Origin of the sequence: Nocardioides sp. PD653-B2, from assembly GCF_002117935.1 — a bacterium.
In the GTDB taxonomy this organism is placed as follows: domain Bacteria; phylum Actinomycetota; class Actinomycetes; order Propionibacteriales; family Nocardioidaceae; genus Nocardioides.
The window spans coordinates 83,167-99,515 of the sequence record NZ_BDJE01000022.1; the positions used below are offsets into that span (position 1 = coordinate 83,167).

The 16,349-nt window shown below is 68.3% G+C and carries 19 protein-coding genes and 1 pseudogene; 9 read left to right on the forward strand and 11 right to left on the reverse strand.

Annotated elements, in window-relative coordinates; genetic code table 11:
• Positions 1-38 precede the first annotated feature (38 nt).
• The 4 genes from lspA to PD653B2_RS25325 all read left to right on the forward strand — a co-directional run bounded on the left by lspA (position 39) and on the right by PD653B2_RS25325 (position 2,631).
• Entirely contained in the window at positions 39-545 is a 507-nt protein-coding gene (gene lspA / locus PD653B2_RS09960) for a signal peptidase II (RefSeq protein ID WP_242665228.1), read from the forward strand.
• A gap of 130 nt (positions 546-675) precedes the next feature.
• Positions 676-1,272 (forward strand): cadmium resistance transporter, encoded by a 597-nt coding sequence (locus PD653B2_RS09965; RefSeq protein ID WP_085872223.1) that lies wholly within the window; start codon positions 676-678, stop codon positions 1,270-1,272.
• A gap of 277 nt (positions 1,273-1,549) precedes the next feature.
• On the forward strand, positions 1,550-2,095 hold the full coding sequence (locus PD653B2_RS25320) for an IS110 family transposase (RefSeq protein WP_207559478.1): 546 nt from the start codon (positions 1,550-1,552) through the stop codon (positions 2,093-2,095).
• The gene (locus PD653B2_RS25325) at positions 2,092-2,631 is read left to right on the forward strand and encodes a transposase (RefSeq protein WP_207559477.1); all 540 of its coding nucleotides are present in this window, start codon (positions 2,092-2,094) and stop codon (positions 2,629-2,631) included. The genes PD653B2_RS25320 and PD653B2_RS25325 overlap by 4 nt, the downstream gene beginning before the upstream one ends.
• A gap of 307 nt (positions 2,632-2,938) precedes the next feature.
• On the opposite strand, the gene lnt is transcribed toward PD653B2_RS25325, so the two are convergent.
• The 3 genes and pseudogenes from lnt to PD653B2_RS09980 form a co-directional block, all read right to left on the reverse strand.
• On the reverse strand, positions 2,939-4,099 hold the full coding sequence (gene lnt, locus PD653B2_RS09975) for an apolipoprotein N-acyltransferase (protein ID WP_345775747.1): 1,161 nt from the start codon (positions 4,097-4,099) through the stop codon (positions 2,939-2,941).
• Positions 4,006-4,566 (reverse strand): annotated as a pseudogene (locus tag PD653B2_RS25630) (hypothetical protein). Before PD653B2_RS25630 ends, lnt begins: the two are co-directional and overlap by 94 nt.
• Positions 4,567-4,570: 4 nt before the next feature.
• The gene (locus PD653B2_RS09980; RefSeq protein WP_165763416.1) at positions 4,571-5,227 is read right to left on the reverse strand and encodes a TlpA family protein disulfide reductase; all 657 of its coding nucleotides are present in this window, start codon (positions 5,225-5,227) and stop codon (positions 4,571-4,573) included.
• Between the two features lie 76 nt (positions 5,228-5,303).
• Between PD653B2_RS09980 and PD653B2_RS09985 the strand changes: the two genes are divergently transcribed.
• From PD653B2_RS09985 to PD653B2_RS10000, 4 genes are all read left to right on the forward strand, one after another.
• Positions 5,304-5,885 (forward strand): TlpA family protein disulfide reductase, encoded by a 582-nt coding sequence (locus PD653B2_RS09985; RefSeq protein WP_085872225.1) that lies wholly within the window; start codon positions 5,304-5,306, stop codon positions 5,883-5,885.
• Positions 5,882-7,480: a cytochrome c biogenesis protein ResB gene (gene resB, locus PD653B2_RS09990; protein WP_085872226.1), complete on the forward strand. Its 1,599-nt coding sequence runs from the start codon at positions 5,882-5,884 to the stop codon at positions 7,478-7,480. The genes PD653B2_RS09985 and resB overlap by 4 nt, the downstream gene beginning before the upstream one ends.
• Entirely contained in the window at positions 7,477-8,430 is a 954-nt protein-coding gene (gene ccsB / locus PD653B2_RS09995; RefSeq protein ID WP_085872227.1) for a c-type cytochrome biogenesis protein CcsB, read from the forward strand. The genes resB and ccsB overlap by 4 nt, the downstream gene beginning before the upstream one ends.
• A gap of 98 nt (positions 8,431-8,528) precedes the next feature.
• Positions 8,529-9,359, forward strand: coding sequence for a cytochrome c biogenesis CcdA family protein (locus PD653B2_RS10000; RefSeq protein ID WP_085872228.1), 831 nt, complete (start codon positions 8,529-8,531; stop codon positions 9,357-9,359).
• A 192-nt stretch (positions 9,360-9,551) separates the two neighbouring features.
• Here the strand turns inward: PD653B2_RS10000 and PD653B2_RS10005 are convergent, their stop codons facing one another.
• Complete coding sequence (locus tag PD653B2_RS10005; RefSeq protein WP_278247500.1) at positions 9,552-9,896, reverse strand: methyltransferase domain-containing protein; 345 nt, start codon at positions 9,894-9,896, stop codon at positions 9,552-9,554.
• Here PD653B2_RS10005 and PD653B2_RS26040 point away from each other — a divergent pair.
• Complete coding sequence (locus PD653B2_RS26040) at positions 9,865-10,107, forward strand: DUF3152 domain-containing protein (protein WP_085872229.1); 243 nt, start codon at positions 9,865-9,867, stop codon at positions 10,105-10,107. The two genes, PD653B2_RS10005 and PD653B2_RS26040, sit on opposite strands and share 32 nt — an antisense overlap.
• On the opposite strand, the gene PD653B2_RS10015 is transcribed toward PD653B2_RS26040, so the two are convergent.
• The 7 genes from PD653B2_RS10015 to PD653B2_RS10045 all read right to left on the reverse strand — a co-directional run bounded on the left by PD653B2_RS10015 (position 10,108) and on the right by PD653B2_RS10045 (position 15,573).
• Complete coding sequence (locus PD653B2_RS10015; protein WP_085872230.1) at positions 10,108-12,555, reverse strand: heavy metal translocating P-type ATPase; 2,448 nt, start codon at positions 12,553-12,555, stop codon at positions 10,108-10,110. It lies immediately after the preceding gene.
• A 131-nt stretch (positions 12,556-12,686) separates the two neighbouring features.
• Positions 12,687-13,238: a hypothetical protein gene (locus PD653B2_RS10020; protein ID WP_085872231.1), complete on the reverse strand. Its 552-nt coding sequence runs from the start codon at positions 13,236-13,238 to the stop codon at positions 12,687-12,689.
• Between the two features lie 189 nt (positions 13,239-13,427).
• Positions 13,428-14,003, reverse strand: a complete 576-nt coding sequence (locus tag PD653B2_RS10025) for a DUF305 domain-containing protein (protein WP_085872232.1) — start codon at positions 14,001-14,003, stop codon at positions 13,428-13,430.
• Positions 14,004-14,082: 79 nt separating this feature from the next.
• A complete protein-coding gene (locus PD653B2_RS10030) occupies positions 14,083-14,568 on the reverse strand; it encodes a DUF6153 family protein (protein WP_133059061.1) in 486 nt (161 codons plus the stop codon).
• 52 nt (positions 14,569-14,620) lie between these two features.
• The gene (locus tag PD653B2_RS10035; protein WP_133059060.1) at positions 14,621-14,941 is read right to left on the reverse strand and encodes a carboxymuconolactone decarboxylase family protein; all 321 of its coding nucleotides are present in this window, start codon (positions 14,939-14,941) and stop codon (positions 14,621-14,623) included.
• Between the two features lie 68 nt (positions 14,942-15,009).
• Positions 15,010-15,216, reverse strand: a complete 207-nt coding sequence (locus PD653B2_RS10040) for a heavy-metal-associated domain-containing protein (protein WP_085872235.1) — start codon at positions 15,214-15,216, stop codon at positions 15,010-15,012.
• A 45-nt stretch (positions 15,217-15,261) separates the two neighbouring features.
• Positions 15,262-15,573, reverse strand: coding sequence for a metal-sensitive transcriptional regulator (locus tag PD653B2_RS10045; protein WP_085872236.1), 312 nt, complete (start codon positions 15,571-15,573; stop codon positions 15,262-15,264).
• Between the last annotated feature and the right edge of the window lie 776 nt (positions 15,574-16,349).

Sequence of the window (16,349 nt, forward strand, 5' to 3'; positions counted from 1 at the left end):
GTTTGCGTGAGGCCGGGACGCGTGCGCGGACGGCTCGTGTGGCGGTCTTGCTCGCAGCCGTAGCGGTCGCCGGGATCGACCTGGCCGCGAAGGCGGCCTCCGAGGTCCGGTTGGCCGATTCCTCGGTCGATCTCGGGCTGCTCCAGCTCCAGCTGGCGTACAACTCCGGCGTGGCGTTCAGCATGGGCGACCGACTTCCCGTCAGCGTGATCGTGGCCATCACCGCCGCCATCGCCGTCGCCATCATGGTGTACGCGTGGCACCGGGCCCCCCAAGCGGGGTGGGTCGAACGGATCGCCGGCGGCGCCGTGATCGGCGGCGCCCTCGCGAACGTCGTCGACCGCGCCCTCGACGGCCGGGTCACCGACTACCTGCACACCGGCTGGTGGCCCACCTTCAACCTCGCCGACACCTTCCTGGTCACCGGCTTCATCGTGATCGCCCTCCTGCACGCCCGACCCGAACGCACGAGCGACACCGCCACGGCGCCGACGAAGGACCACACCGCCAACCCGCCCGTCACGGACCACCCCCCGCAGACATAGCCACCGCCTTCAGCGCCCGGCATCACACGTCTCGGCGCCCCGAACTCGGCTGACGTCGCCACCGAGCAGGCATACGGCCCTCTACACCCGAGACGACGAAATGCGTCGAAACCGACGGAACGCATGAGACATGAACGTGCTCTCCTCCACGTTGCAGGCCATTGGCCTGTTCCTTGTCACCAACATCGACGACATCATCGTCTTGTCGCTGTTCTTCGCACGCGGCGCCGGGCAACGAGGTACCACCACCAAGATCGTCGTTGGGCAATACCTTGGGTTCGGTGGCATCCTTCTCGCCTCGGTCGCGGTGACCTTCGGCGCCGGGCTGTTCCTTCCCGACGACGCCATCCCGTACTTCGGCCTCATCCCACTGCTGCTGGGCGGATTTGCTGCCTGGCAGGTTTGGCGCAACGGAGACCATGACGACGACACCGTGGCCGACAAGCCCGTCAGTGCGCTCACGGTGGCGGCAGTCACCTTCGCCAACGGTGGAGACAACATCGGGGTCTACGTGCCGGTGTTCCTCGCGGTCGGCACCGGCGCCCTCGTGGCCTACTGCGTCGTGTTCCTGGCCCTGGTCGCCGTCCTCGTCCTTGCCGCCAGGTTCGTGGCCACCCGCAAGCCCATCGCAGAGGTGCTCGAGCGGTGGGAGCACATCTTGTTCCCGCTAGTCCTCATCGTGCTCGGCCTCGTCATCCTGATCGAGGGCGGCGCGTTCGGCCTGTGACCGTCCGGCGAGCCTGCCGGCCCGGGGCAGATAGGAGCATGCGGCCGCCCTGTGGGTAGGTGAGGAGTCGCGGGACAGGGGGCGGCCGACTCATCTTGGTCGCGTACGCCGCGTCCGAGGGGATTGGGGCTGTCGCCCTGGCCCGGCGCAAGGACCTAGACGGTATGAGTGACCCGGTCGTCTGACGGGGTTGCGGGCCGGGGCCTCACTCACAACATTCGTGGGTTACCGAGCAGGGGCCGCCTGCTCGGCCTATCCGACATTTGTGGGAGGCCCGGTGTTTACCGAGCGTACGAGCGTTGGGCTCGACGTGCACGCACGATCTGTTGCCGCAGCAGCGATCGATGGCGTCACGGGCGAGCTCGTCCAGACTAAGCTGACTCCGTCACACGAGCACATCCGATCCTGGCTGGGCGACCTGCCAGGTCCGGTCGCGGTGGCCTACGAGGCCGGTCCGACCGGATTCGGGTTGTCACGGGCACTGAACGCAGCCGGGATCCGGTGCGAGGTCGTCGCGCCATCGAAGCTGCAACGTCCTTCGGGTGACCGGGTCAAGACCGATGCCAAGGACGCGGTCCATCTGGCCAGACTGCTCCGACTCGACGAGTTCACACCAGTGTCGGTCCCGAGCGTTGAGCACGAGAACGCACGCGACCTGGTCCGCGCACGTGAGGACGCCCGCGGCGACCTCATGCGAGCCCGGCACCGACTGTCCAAGCTCCTGCTACGCCAAGGGATCGTCTACTCCGGCGGGAGGCGTGGACCGGCCCCCACGGCGCGTGGCTACGACAGCAACGCTTCGACGCACCCGCACTCCAGATGACCTACGAGTCCGACTACGACGCCGTGCTCACCGTGAAGGCACGCCGCGATCGGCTCGATACCGCGATCGCCGTGCTGGCAGCCGACTCCGAGTTCACCCCACTCGTGCGGCGACTCGGGTGCCTACGCGGTGTCAGCACCCTGACCTGGTTCGCGTTGGCCGTCGAGATCGGTGACTGGCACCGCTTCACCGGCAACACCATCGGCTCGTTCGTCGGGCTCGTGCCGTCCGAGTACTCCTCAGGTTCCAGCCGAGTCCAAGGTGCGATCACCAAGACCGGCAACACCCACGTCCGCAGGCTCCTGGTCGAAGCAGCCTGGCACCACAGGGCCCGCTACGTGGTCGGCAAGACCATGCGCGATCGCCGGGAACTCGCTCCACCAGCCGCCCGAGCACGCGGCGATGCCGGCAACCGGCGATTGAACGCCCGCTGGGACACCTTCCGCGCACGCCGCAAGTGCCACGTCGTCGCCAACGTCGCGATCGCCCGCGAGCTCGCCGGCTGGTGCTGGTCCCTGGCCGTGCTCGAGGAATAGCCCAACCCCGATCTGCTTCGTCGAGCACGCCGGTGGCAGCAGCGCGTGGAGCGACCCGCGATTCAGCTATGAGCAACCAGCCCTCACCGGCCGGTGACGCTCGATCCTAGACACGCGGACCGCTCCTGCCGAACACCCCGCCCTGCGGTACCCAACCCGCGCATATCAGCCTGACCGCGCGTCGCCAACGACACGCTCACCACCAGGAACGTCGACGAAGCACGAGGCGCCCGCCCCCACAACGGAGACGGGCGCCTCACCCTGCCCATTGACAGGAAAGGCCTACATATCGGCTGAGGTATCGCCGCTACCGGCGCGCACACCATCCGCCAAGGCGACGCAGCCTCGGGAGTCTGCGTCGGGCGGCCGCCGTGATGACAGCGGCAACACCCGCCAGAGACAGGACTTGTCGGATCAGCGAGCCGTAGCGCACTGCGGGCGTCTGTGCCTCGACCAGGGGCACCTGAGCGACCGCGATGTCGGTTGTCCGGGGTGTCAACTGGTCGCGGACTGCACCGTCGGGGCCGATGACGCCGCTGATGCCGTTGGTGGAGGCGACCACTACGGTGCGGCCGGTCTCGATGGCACGTGCCCGGCTGATGCTGAACTGCTGCTGCAGCTGCGGGGTTCCGGTGAAGGTGGCGTTGCTGGTCTGCACAGCGATCATCTGGCCGCCGTTCCGGACCTGGGCGGCCACCGAGTCGTCGAATGCCGCGTCGAAGCAGATCAGGTCCACGACGCGGGTGCCCGCGATGTCGAGCGGCCGGATGCGGGTGCCCGCGATCATGTCGCGGGGGATCATGTCCAGGCGCCCGATCTTGAGTCCGGAGAGCTGGCTGCGAAACGGCACGTACTCGCCGAACGGCACCGGGTGACGTTTGGTGTAGCGCTCCTTGGTCGAGCCGTCCGGCGCCCAGACCAGCCCCTGGTTGAGCACGGCGTCCGGGCGAGGGCCGTCGACGATGGCGCCCACTAGCACCGGCACTCCGATCGCTGTCACGGCCCGGGAGATCCCTGAGTTGGTCTGTGCGTTGCGGCACGGGTCGACGGCGGTGGAGTTCTCCGGCCACAGCACGAAGTCGGGCTGCGGGACGGCGCCGTATCGCACCTGCTGGGCGAGGTCGATGGTGGCCTGGACGTGGTTCTCGGTCACCTGCTCGTGAACGGCGACCAGGTCGTTCCCGGCGCCGGGGACGTCGCCTTGTACCGCGGCGACCGTCACGGTCGGTCGGTCGGCTTCCCAGGAGGAGGTCAACGACTCGGGCCTGACCAGGACGGGCGCGGAGCCGACCACGAGTGTGGCCACGATGGCCACGACCGCTCCTACCGGGTGTGTCTTACCCTCACTGACCATCCAGGCGAGCGTGGCGCCGGTCAGGGCGACCAGGAAGCTGACGCCGGTGGCGCCGACCCAGGCAGCCACAGGGCGTACGGGGTGTCGATGGTGGCCCAGGCCAGCCGGGTCCACGGGAAGCCGCCGAGCGGCCAGGTCGACATCGCGGTCTCGACCGCCACCCACACGCAGGCCGTCCACCAGGGCCAGCCGCGTAGCCGACCCACGAGCGCGATGCCGACCGCCGCGAGGGCGTATTAGACGGCGACGACCGGGCTGATCAACAGCCAAACGTCGGTGCCGACGGCCCGCATCCACGCCGTCAGGAGCACCGTGTAGCCGAGCCCGAACAGCAGCCCGAGGAGGAACGCGCGACGCAGTGTCGACCCATGCAGCAGGAACACCAGGGCCGCGACCGCGAGCGGTAGGAGCCAGCGCTGCTCCCACGGAGCGCTGGCTCCCGCGGCGGCGACACCGGCCAGCGATGCGGCCGCGAGTCGCGCGAGCCGGTTGCGGCGTCGAGGCTGGTGGACGGGCGAGAGGGCCGGCTCGTCAGGTGAGGCTGACCGGGCCGAGACCGAAGTCCGGGGTGGGGTCTGCACGGCTTCAGTCCGGTTCCGTCAGCGAATCCAGCAGGGTGCTGAGTTCGGCTTCGGAGATCTCCCCAATGACCCGTTCGACGACCCTGCCGTCCGCGTCCAGGGCGAGAGTCACCGGCAGGCCCCGGACCCGGGTGTCGGCAAGGACCAGCCCGTCAATGTCGACGAGCTGTGGGTAGGTGACCCCGGTGCGGGCGAGGAAGTCGGCGGCCGCCTCCGGACGGTCCTGGGTGTTGATGCCGAGGAACCGGACAGCGGGGTTGCGACGGGCCGCCTCCGCGAGCATCGGCATCTCCTTGCGGCAGGGTCCACACCACGACGCCCACAGGTTGACCACGGCGGGGCCGGCCAACCGGGACGCGTCCACCGGCCTCGCCTCGTTCAGGCACGGCAGCTCCACCGGTGGCAGCCGGTCAGGGTCCTTGCCGACGGAGCCCTCGCGTTCCAACCCGACGCAGCGATCGAGCCCGTCCACCGCGATCGGCTCGACCGGCGGGGCCGCGAAGTCCTCTCCCGGGACGTCGCGAGATGGTCCGCCACAGGCAGTCAGCAGGACGGCCATCGCGACCCCGGCGACCGCGCCCGTCAGGATGCGTACTCGGCACTCGGTCGGTCGTCCCAATGACCTGCCTGCTCTCTCGTCGCCGATGCCCGGCGGGGTCAACGCGGTTTCTCCTATGTAGGGTAGTAGTTGGCCTACGGCGCGATCGGCGCCCCCTTGGAAGCCTAGGAGACCCGCCATGATCTGCCACCGGAGGTCTCGGGCGCGCGGCGCGGCCTGCCTCGTTGCGGTGGCGGTGACCCTGTCGGCCTGCACCGCCGACGGCAGGACCCCGACCGGCACCGACGGCGTCGTCGAGGTCATCGCCGCCGAGGACCGGCAACGGGTCGAGCCGTTCACGGGCGAGCTGCTGGATGGCGGTCGCTTCGACACCACCTCCCTGGCCGGCAAGGTGGTCGTCTACAACGTCTGGGGCTCCTGGTGCGCGCCGTGTCGGACCGAGGCTCCTGTGCTGAAACAGGTGTCGGAGGAGACCCGGAAGCTAGGCGTGCGGTTCGTCGGGATCAACGTGCGCGACAACGACGCCGCGGCGCGGGCGTTCGAGGACAACTACGGCATCGAGTACCCCAGCATCACCACCGACACCTCGACCGATGCGATGCTCGCCTTCGGAACGGCGCTGCCGCCCAGCGCGGTGCCGAGCACCCTGGTCGTCGACGCCCAGGGTCGCCTCGCCGCCAGAATTGTCGGCCCCACCGGCTACTCGACGTTGTCGACGATCGTCACCGAGACCGCGGCGGAATCGGACCCCGGGCAGTGACTGACGTGGAGACGAAGGCGACGGAGGCCGCCCCCGCGGGCCGGGCGCAGGCGCCGCCGTCGTGGGGGTGGCTGCGCTGGGCGTGGCGGAATCTGACGTCGATGCGCACGGCGGTGGTGCTGCTCGCGCTGCTCGGGCTTGCCGCGATCCCGGGGTCGGTGTTTCCGCAGCGCAACGTCGCCAGCGACCCGGCCGCGGTGCAGCAGTACGTCTTGGAGCATCCCCGGCTCGCGCCGTGGCTGGACCGGCTCGGGATGTTCGACGTCTACGCCTCCCCCTGGTTCGCCGCCATCTATGTGCTGCTGCTGGTCTCCATGACCGGATGCGTGCTCCCCCGGTCCCGTCGACTCTGGCAGTCCGCGCGGAGCGCTCCCCCGCCGGCCCCGCGGAACCTGACCCGCCTGGAGGGCCACCACACCTGGGAAACCACCCAGGAGCCGGCCGAGGTCATCGCCACCGCCGCGGCCCACCTGAACCGCAGACGGTTCCGCGTCGCCACCGCTGGTCATGAGGTCCGGGCCGAGCGCGGCTACCTCCGCGAGGTCGGCAACCTCGCCTTCCACCTGTCGCTGCTGGTGCTCCTGGTTGGCATCGCCGCCGGCAAGCTGATCGGGTTCGAGGGCCGGGTGGCGGTCACCGAGGGCGGAACCTTCGCCAACGACCTCTCCCAGTACGACGCCTTCTCCCCCTCGGCGTGGACCGACGTGGACGATCTGGAACCGTTGTCCTTCCGCCTGGAGGAGTTCGATGTCTCCTACCAGACCAGCGGACCCAACCTCGGTCAACCCTCCCAGTTCGCCGCCCGGCTCGCCTACCGCGCCGGGGGCGGGGAGGAGCAGACCGTCACCGTCGAGCCCAACCGGCCGCTCGACATCAACGAGACGAAATTCTTCCTCACCGGCAACGGGTACGCCCCCATCGTCACCGTGCGCGATGGGCGTGGCAAAGCCGTGTTCACCGGCCCGGTGCAGTTCCTGCCGCTGGACACCAGCTACGCCTCCGACGGCGTGATCAAGGCGCCGGACGCCCAGCCCACCCAGCTCGCCTTCGAAGGCTTCTTGCTGCCCACCGCCGACGTCGGCCCTCAAGGCCCCTACTCGACGTTCCCCGATACCCTGAACCCCCAGCTGTTCCTCACCGCCTACACCGGCGACCTGGGGTTCGCCGACGGTGTACCGCAGTCGGTGTTCACCCTGGACAAGGACGAGCTCACCCAGGTGCGCCGCAACGGGCAGCCCTTCAGCCAGGCACTGTCGGTCGGGGAGACCATGCGGCTTCCTGGCGGTCAGGGCAGCCTCACCTTCGACGGCGTGTCCCGGTTCGCCAACTTCCAGATCGCCTACGACCCCGGCAAGGAGATCACCCTCGTCGCCGCGGTCGTCCTCCTCGTCGGGCTCACCGCATCACTGGCCATTCGCCGCCGCCGGCTGTGGCTGCGGGTTCGACCCGCCGAAGGCGGCGGGTGCCTGGTGGAGGTTGCCAGCTACTCCCTGACCCGCCGCGAATCTCCTCCCGACGAGATCCAGGACCTCGTCGCCGCACTGCACGGCCCGGACCACCCCTCCGTAACCGCTGGCAAGGACGCCTCCGAATGATCTTCGACGAGCAGATACTCGCCCGGCTCTCCAACGGCCTGGTCTACTCCGCCATCGCGGTCTATGCGCTGGCCATGCTGGCTTACGCCGCCGAAACCGCCGGCCGGATGGCAGGCGCCCGGGTGGAGGCCGCCGGAGTGGCAGGCGCACGTGTGGCAGGCACCGGCACGGCGGTCACCGACGCACCCTCCCGCATCCGCCTGCTGGGCGCGGTCGGCACGTCGCTGACCGTGCTGGCGTTCTTGCTGAATCTCGGCGGCGTGATCACCCGGGGTCTCGCGGCAGGCCGGGTGCCGTGGGGCAACATGTATGAGTTCGTGCTCGTGTGCGCACTCGCGGCCGGCGCCGCGTACCTGGCGTTCCTGTCCAGGCGCCCGGTTCGGGCCTTCGGCGTCTGGATCGTGGCCATCGTCCTGCTCGCCCTCGGCTTGGCCGTCACCGTCCTCTACGCCCCCGCCGGCGAGCTGGTGCCGGTGCTGGACTCGTACTGGCTGGTGATCCACGTCGCCGCCGCGATCACCGGTGGAGGTGTCTTCACCGTCGGTGCCGTGGCGACCGCCCTGTTCCTGGTGCGCCATCGCCAGGAGCGGCGCGGCACCGCGCAGGCGCCCAGGGGACGCTACGCGGCCAGCCTTCCCTCCACGCGCACCCTGGAGCAGGTCGCCCACACCGCCCACATCTTCGCCTTCCCGATCTGGACCTTCGCCGTGATGGCCGGTGCCATCTGGGCCGAGAACGCCTGGGGTCGCTACTGGGGCTGGGACCCCAAGGAGACCTGGGCGTTCATCACCTGGGTCTTCTACGCCGCCCACCTGCACGCCCAGGCAACCGCCGGGTGGCGCGGCGTCCGCGCGTCCTGGTTTGCCCTCGCCGGGTACGCCGCGTTCCTGTTCAACTTCTTCGGCGTCAACTTGTGGATCTCCGGGCTCCACTCCTACGCCGGGGTCTGACCCACCCCATATCGATCGAGGGCTATTGGCCTAGGTTCGCACTGGATCCGCCGCGGACAGCGCGGCCAGACAAGGAAAGGAGCGAGACCATCGTTGCCATGAACGCCAGCGACCTGGTGATGTCGGGACCGCTCGTGGTCGCGGCACTGTTGGCGATCGCTGCCGGACTGGTCTCCTTCCTCTCGCCGTGCTGCCTTCCTCTCGTGCCCGGCTACCTGTCCTACGTTGCCGGAATATCCGGCGCGGAGAACCGTCACTCCACCGATGCGTGCGCCGCTGGAAGGCCCCCCGAGGGTCTCAGCGCGACGAAGACCGAGCCCCGCACGACCGCCCACGCGCCCAGCACACGTCGGGTAGTCACGGGCGCTGTCCTGTTCGTCGCCGGGTTCGCCGCAGTGTTCACCAGCTACGGCGTCCTGTTCGGCACCTTCGGTGCACTGCTGATCGCCCACCAAGTAACACTGGTCCGCGTCCTGGGGGCGCTCACCATCGTCTTCGGCCTGATGTTCACCGGCCTGTTTTGGAAGCTCCCGATCGCCAGCCACAGCCTGCGGCTCGGATACCGCCCGCGCGCCGGGCTCGCCGGTGCACCACTCCTCGGCGTCATGTTCGGCCTCGGCTGGACCCCGTGCATCGGCCCCACTCTCGCCGCCGTGCTCACCCTGGCCACCAGCAGCGCCGGCGCCGGACGAGGCGCTTTCCTGTCCTTCGCCTACAGCGTCGGCCTCGGGATCCCATTCATCATCGCCGCGTTCTCGGTCTCGCGTGCAATGGGCCGCCTCCAATGGGCGCGCCGCCACGCCTCCACCGTCATGCTGCTCGGGGGCCTGATGTTGATCGCGCTCGGCGTACTCCAGGTCAGCGGGCTATGGCTCGACCTGATGACGCGACTCCAAGGCGTCGTTGCCAACTGGCAGACTCCGATCTGACCATGCCTGCCAGCTATGCCCGAGCGGAAAGCATCCCGGCATTGTCGTGTCTCTGTCGTCGCCAGCTATGGGGATTAGACACCCTTTCCCGCATTCAGGATCGAAAGTCCTGATCGCATCACGGCATACCCCCGCCGACCTTGACAACTCACATCGACGCCGAGCTTGGCGAGGCGGGCCAGCCTGGAGGCATCAGTGCGGGGGTTGTGACAGTTCCTTCGGTTTGACGGCGCGGAAGCGCATCAAGTGGGCGACAGCTGCGCAGTCCACGGTGATCCCGGTCAGCCCCAGGTCAGTCAGCGCATCTGTGAGTTCGCTGGGCTCGATGAGACGGTGCGGGGATCGGTCGATTGCGTGGATCCACCGTGCGAGCCGGGTGTCCGTCAGGTCGTAGCCGAGGAGGGCTCCACCCGGCTTGAGCAAGCGGGTGACTTCATTGAGCGCGGCTCGCCACTCGATGACGTGGTGCAACATGAGGTAGGAAGTCACGGCGTCAAACGATGCAGTGCCGTATGCGGGCGCGACTGCCTTCGGCAAGGACCCGCAGACCTACCGGCGCTACCTGGTCAACCACGATTTCGGACACGCCCACGGCAACTCGCACGAGGCCTGCCCCGCTGAAGGACAGCGGGCGCCCGTCATGATGCGCCAGACCAAGTGTGTCGAGACATGCGTGCCCAACCCCTGGCCCTACCCGCCGCGAGAGACCTCCACCCCCGTGGGGCCGAGCAGGCAGCTGTGCTCATAGTTACTTGACGCGGAGCCGTAGGGAGTTGGTGATGACGCTGACTGAGGACAGTGCCATGGCGGCGGCGGCGATCATGGGGGACAGCAGCCATCCGAAGGCGGGGTAGAGCACGCCGGCTGCGATGGGGATTCCGGCGACGTTGTAGATGAACGCGAAAACCAGGTTCTGTCGGATGTTCGACATGGTCGCCTGGGACAGCTTCCGGGCTCGGACGATCCCGGTGAGGTCGCCCTTGAGCAGGGTGATCCCGGCGCTCTCGATGGCCACGTCGGTTCCGGTGCCCATCGCGATGCCCACGTCGGCGGCGGCCAGCGCGGGTGCGTCGTTGACGCCGTCGCCGGCCATGGCGACAACGCGACCGTCGGCGCGGAGACGGGTGACGATGTCGCTCTTGTGGTCGGGGAGCACTTCGGCCTCCACCCGGTCGATGCCGAGGCGGCGGGCGACGGCTTCGGCGGTGACCCGGTTGTCGCCGGTGAGCATGACGACCTCGATCCCTTCGCCACGTAGCGCTTCCAGGGCGGCCGGCGTGGTGTCCTTGACCGGGTCGGCGATGGCGATGATCCCGGCGACCTGGGCATCGATGCCTGCGAAGATCACGGTGGCTCCGTCGGCGCGAAGCCTGTCGGCCTCGGCGGCGAGGACACTGGTGTCGATGCCGTTGTCGCCGAGGAAGGTGGAGCTGCCCAGCAGGACTCGGCGGCCCTCGACGGTGCCGATGACGCCCTTGCCGGTGGGCGAGTCGAAGTCGGAGACGTCCGGGATTGCCAGAGCTGCGTCGGTGGCGGCCTTGACGACGGCCATCGCGAGGGGGTGTTCGGAGACGCGCTCGACGCCCGCGGCGAGCCGGAGCAGCTCGTCGCTGTCGTACCCGGTGGCCGGGACGATCTGGGTGACCGACGGCTTGCCTTCGGTCAGGGTCCCGGTCTTGTCCACCACCAGGGTGTTGACCTTCTCTGTCACTTCGAGGGCTTCGGCGTTCTTGATCAAGACGCCGAGCCCAGCGCCCCGTCCCACGCCGACCATGATCGACATCGGCGTGGCCAGGCCGAGAGCACAGGGGCAGGCGATGATCAGGACTGAGACGGCCACGATCAGCGCGTGCGCCAGACGGGGGTCGGGCCCGACGATGGCCCAGACGATGAACGCGACAACCGCCACGACGATGACCGCGGGCACGAACCAGGTGGCCACCTGGTCGGCGACCCGCTGGATGGGTGCCCGTGAGCGTTGGGCTTCGGCGACCATCTGGACGATCCGGGCGAGCATGGTGTCGCGGCCGACCTTGTCGGCACGCACGACCACTGATCCGGTCTGGTTGATGGTGCCACCGATGACGGTGTCGCCGGTGGTCTTGGTGACCGGCATCGACTCCCCGGTCACCAAGGACTCATCGAGTGAGGAGCGGCCTTCCTCGACCATCCCGTCCACGGGGACCTTCTCGCCGGGGCGGACCCGGAGACGGTCACCGACCTGGACCTGGTCCAGGGTCACCTCCTCCTCGGTGCCGTCCGGGTGGATCCGGTGGGCGGAGTCGGGAGTGAGGTCGAGCAGGGCACGGATGGCCCCTGAGGTCTGCTCTCGGGCGCGCAGCTCCAGGACCTGGCCGAGGAGGACCAGGGTGGTGATGACCGCGGCAGCCTCGAAGTAGACATCGACCGCGCCGTCCATCCGGAATGCGTCGGGGAAGATGCCCGGTGCGACGGTCGCGACCACGCTGAACAGCCAGGCGACCCCGGTGCCCATCGCGATCAGCGTGAACATGTTGAGCTTCAGGGTCCGCACCGAGATCCAGCCGCGCTCGAAGAACGGCCAGCCCGCCCACAACACCACCGGCGTGGCCAGGACGAGCTGGACCCAGGCAGAGGCTCTGGCAGAGATGAGGTCGTGGATCGGCGGGACCAGATCGGCCCCCATGCCCAGCAGGACAACCGGGATCGACAGGGCGACACCCACCCAGAACCGGCGGGTCATGTCCGCCAACTCGGGACTCGGCCCGCTGTCCGCGGTCACCGTGACCGGTTCGAGCGCCATCCCGCAGATCGGGCACGAACCCGGCCCCGGACGCCGGATCTCCGGGTGCATCGGGCAGGTCCATTCGGTGGCCTCACCTGCTGCCGCAGAAGCACCGGCCCCGGGATCGGCCACGCGATCGGCGCCGTGATCGGTCTGGTGATCGCCATGGTCGTGCCCGCCGTGATCGTGCTGACCGGGCTGGTCGGGCTGGTCGGGCTGGTCGGGCTGGTCGGGCTGGTCGGGGTGTGGGACCAGGTAGGTCTCCGGGCTGGTCTCGAACTTCGCTTGGCAGCGCTCCGAGCAGAAGTGGTAGGTCTGCCCGTCGCGCTCGGAGCTGTACGGGCTCGTGGCCGGGTCCACGTCCATCCCGCAGACGGGATCCTTCACGAGCGGCGTCGTAGCTGATGCGTTGCGCTGGAGAGAGTCGCTCATGGTTCCATGATACCCCCCTTGGGTATGTAGTCAAGGAGTCGGTCCTCATCTCGCCCCAGTCGGATCCGTTGGCCGACGCCCAGGAAAACTGAGCGAAGGGCATCGGAGCCACCGGAAACGAGTGCGGGGGTTCAGGGCAGGCGCAGCACGATCAGCTGATCGGGCTCGAGGCGGAGGTCCTTGGGGTCGCCGGCGACCGACATTTCGTTGCTGGTGACGTTCACCTGCTGTCCGTCCTTCGCTCTCACCCCACCGATCTGCGTCGGGGTCAGCGTGACTCCCCACTGGGTGAACAGCTGGCCCAGCGTGAAGGTTTCGCCGACGGTGTCGGCCTCGATGTGGATCGTCCCGTCGGTCTCGTGGGTGTGGACCGCTGACATGGCGCCGGTGGTGGGGTCGACGCCGATGTTGGCCGGTATCGGCACGTCCTTGCCGTCGATGATGATCCGCAGCTGTGGGTGGTAGTGCTCGGCGGTTCCCATGGGTCCCAGGTCCAGGCCGGCACTGGCGACCCGCGCGGGTACGTCGGTCGGTGCTGGCCACGGGGGCATTGAGGTCTGGTCCGGGTCAGCCGATCCGCCTGAGTTTCCGGCCTGACTAGAGGCGTCGTTGTTCGCTGGGTCGCTGCCGCAGCCCAGAAGCAGGCCGAGGAGTAGAGCGCTGATCACCGGGGCGGCGGACATCCGGCGAAGTACTGATCTGTTCCGTGCGTGAGTCAGAGTCACGTGGGTTCCTTCCGATGAGTTGGGGACGGCGGATGGGGCGGTCCACCCAGGCGGGTGTCAGGCGCCCGTTGCTGCCGAGCCGGCGTGGCCCGCACGAGATCTGCGGGCCACGCCTGAGTGGGCACCTGGTGGACACGAGGGTCGTGGTCAGGACCCGAGGAGGTCCTCCATCTGGGCGATCTCGGCGGTCTGATCGGCCTCGATCTTCTCGGCCAGCGCGATGGCGTCGGGATTCTCGCCGTCCTGCTGCTCGGTCTTAGCCATCTCGATGGCACCAGTGTGGTGCTCGATCATCATTTCGAGGAACATCTGGTCGAACCCGGCGCCGGTAGCAGTACCGAGACTCTCCATATCGGCGTCGCTCATCATTCCGGACATGTCGCTGCCGGAGTGATCCATCCCGCCCTCGGAGTCGGAAGAGACCTCTTGGCCCCAGTCCTCGAGCCAGCCGGTCATAGTGTCGATCTCGGGGCCCTGAGCGGCCTCGATCTTCTCGGCAAGCTGCTTCACCTCGGGACTGGAGGCGCGTTCCTGGGCCATCGTGGCCATCTCCACGGCCTGTTCGTGGTGCGGGATCATCGACTGGGCGAATGTCACGTCGGCGTCGTTGAACTGCGCACCGCTGCTACCGGTTGAATCGTTGGAATCGGTGTCGCTGCCGCAGCCGGCAACGGTCAGTGCTGCCACGACGGCAAATGCGACGGACATGAGTGCTCTCTTCATGGGTATATCTCCTGAGTGGTCTGTCGAATGAGGGCATGCGGGAATCAGCGGAGCCACAGCAGGGGTGCTCCGCAGATGCTCAGCAGCGCTGAATCGACAGCTTGATCAGGGATGGCGGGTCAGGGTCCCGACCACGAGGAACGATCACTCGGGTACATCGAGGCAACGACCAGACCACTGGTGCTACTCGCGCCCGGTGGAGGAGCCGCAGAAGGGCCAGCAGCGCGGCGCCGAGGATGGCCAGGCACATGGCGCCCATCGCCATGCCACCATGACCGGAGCCGGTGGAAGCCTCGAGCAGCTCCTTTGCCTGGTTGCCGGCCCGCAGCCCAGCATCCGACACGATGCCCGTGGGGATCGCGGCAAGGTCGGAGGCGTCCATGCTCATCGAGGACTCCGTCAGGAGCGCCGGCGGAGCTGTTTGCATGCTCATGCCTGCGGCACCATGACCACTGCTCTGACCACTGAGTCCGTGCATACCGAACAGGCCTGTGAGCACCACGATCAGTCCAGCCAACCGCAGCGTGCGATGCGCTGAGGTCGGGACTGGCACGGGCAGGGTCACGCTCCGATGGTATCGACCATGTGCTTGACGCCATCCGTGCCGGCTCTCGGGGCTAGGCGACGTGACCGGGGTCGGATTGAAGTCCGGCGACAAGGTTGAACCCGCCGGTCAGCACGTTGGGGGCAACGAGGCCATCCACGTCCGCGATCTCGCGGTCGCTGAACCCATGCGAGCGCAGCGCCTCGATCTGCTCGTCACTGATGATGGTGGGCTCGCGATAGACCTGAAGCCCGTAGGCGATCATCGCGGCATAGCGGGGACCCGACGACGTCCCGTGGCGCGCCAGCTCGATCTCGTCCTCGCCGATCCGCAGTCCTCGCGCCGCGTCGATGTGGGACTGCAGGCACCGCTCGCAGCCCTGGACCATCTCCATCGCGATGGAGATCCGCTCAGCGACCGCGCTCAAGCTTGGTGCGCTTCATCGCCCTGCTCAGCTGCGGGTCATGCGACCTGGTAGCCGGCCTCTTCCACGGCGGACCGGACGGCGGCGGCGTCGATGGGCTCGGCGCTGGTGATGCTCACGGCACCGGTCTCGAGGACCACGTCGACGGACTCGACTCCGGGTATCTCCTGGACCTCTTCGGTGACCGAGGAGACGCAGTGGCCGCTTGTCATGCCGGTGGCGGTGTAGGTGCTGGTCTGGCTCATCGTTCTCATTCCTTCTCGATGTGGCTGTGATGGCAGGTTTGTGGGTCAGGAACGGACGAGGCGGGCGATCGCGTCGGAGGCTTCCTTGAGCTTGATCTCGGCCTCGTGCCCGCCCTCACGGGCGGCGTCGACCACGCAGTGGGCCATGTGCTCGTCCAGCAGGCCGAGTGCCACCGACTGCAGTGCCTTCGTCATCGCCGAGACCTGGGTGAGGATGTCGATGCAGTACTGCTCCTCCTCCACCATCCGCTGGAGGCCGCGCGCCTGGCCCTCGATGCGGCGCAGCCGCTTGAGGTAGTCACCCTTGGTGTTGTTGGCGATGTAGCTGTGCTCGTGCGCGGGCTGCTGCTCGGTCATCGCGGTGCCTTTCAGGCTCTCGGTCGGGAAACTCCACTCTCAGGGTACCCCCCTCCGGTATCTCGGATTGCGTTCTCCTGTCGGCTTCTGGCTCGGGACGTCTGCCGCCATCAGCGCAGGGTCGTCCCCCTCGACGGCGAGACGGATGCTCCGAGTGACGTCGCGTGCGTAGGAGGATCCGCAGTACGGTGACACCGTCCTCGGACTCGACCTAGTGATCGCCCGCTGCGAGCCGTGGTGACCGCCAACACGAGTACCTGGCGATCGGAGGCGCGGATGGCTTACCTGGCTCCTGGCGCACTCATCGTCTTGGTGGTCGCCTTGACGTGGCTCTCGTCCCGGCGGCGACAGCGGTCGACCGGGTGTTGCGCACCGGCCGATCCCAGAGATGATCTGCGGATGCGCGCCGCCTTCGACGAGGACACGAACGGCGGCCAACCAAACCCTCCGACGCAATGAGCCGCTCCAACCGGCGGGCACCCATTGGGCAAGGACACGTGGCGCACAATCTCTCACGGCAGAGCGCGGTCTTGGACGCCCTCCCAGTTCGGCGGGCGCAGGATCCGGACGGATCTACTATGTTCCATAGTTGATCGGTTGGTCGCGGCATTCGAGGCCGATCAGGATCCCCCTATGCCACTGAGGAGTGCGTCGTGCCGATGGTTCACCTGTGCCGCCTTCGCCCGAGGGGAGTCGGTCGATGAACCTGATGGCCATCCTGGTCACGGGCCTGCTGGCGGGCGGCGTCTCCTGCGCCGCGGTTCAGGGTGGGCTGC

Bases quoted from the DNA above. Each gene is read 5' to 3' on its own strand.
- PD653B2_RS10015 (WP_085872230.1), bottom strand. From the start codon at position 12,555: ATGAGCGACTCTCTCCAGCGCAACGCATCAGCTACGACGCCGCTCGTG.
- PD653B2_RS10020 (WP_085872231.1), bottom strand. From the start codon at position 13,238: ATGTCCGCCGCCCCGGTGATCAGCGCTCTACTCCTCGGCCTGCTTCTG.
- PD653B2_RS10035 (WP_133059060.1), bottom strand. From the start codon at position 14,941: ATGGAGATGGTCCAGGGCTGCGAGCGGTGCCTGCAGTCCCACATCGAC.
- PD653B2_RS10045 (WP_085872236.1), bottom strand. From the start codon at position 15,573: ATGACCGAGCAGCAGCCCGCGCACGAGCACAGCTACATCGCCAACAAC.
- PD653B2_RS10025 (WP_085872232.1), bottom strand. From the start codon at position 14,003: ATGAAGAGAGCACTCATGTCCGTCGCATTTGCCGTCGTGGCAGCACTG.
- PD653B2_RS10000 (WP_085872228.1), top strand. From the start codon at position 8,529: ATGAACGCCAGCGACCTGGTGATGTCGGGACCGCTCGTGGTCGCGGCA.
- PD653B2_RS09965 (WP_085872223.1), top strand. From the start codon at position 676: ATGAACGTGCTCTCCTCCACGTTGCAGGCCATTGGCCTGTTCCTTGTC.
- ccsB (WP_085872227.1), top strand. From the start codon at position 7,477: ATGATCTTCGACGAGCAGATACTCGCCCGGCTCTCCAACGGCCTGGTC.
- PD653B2_RS25325 (WP_207559477.1), top strand. From the start codon at position 2,092: ATGACCTACGAGTCCGACTACGACGCCGTGCTCACCGTGAAGGCACGC.
- PD653B2_RS09985 (WP_085872225.1), top strand. From the start codon at position 5,304: ATGATCTGCCACCGGAGGTCTCGGGCGCGCGGCGCGGCCTGCCTCGTT.
- PD653B2_RS10040 (WP_085872235.1), bottom strand. From the start codon at position 15,216: ATGAGCCAGACCAGCACCTACACCGCCACCGGCATGACAAGCGGCCAC.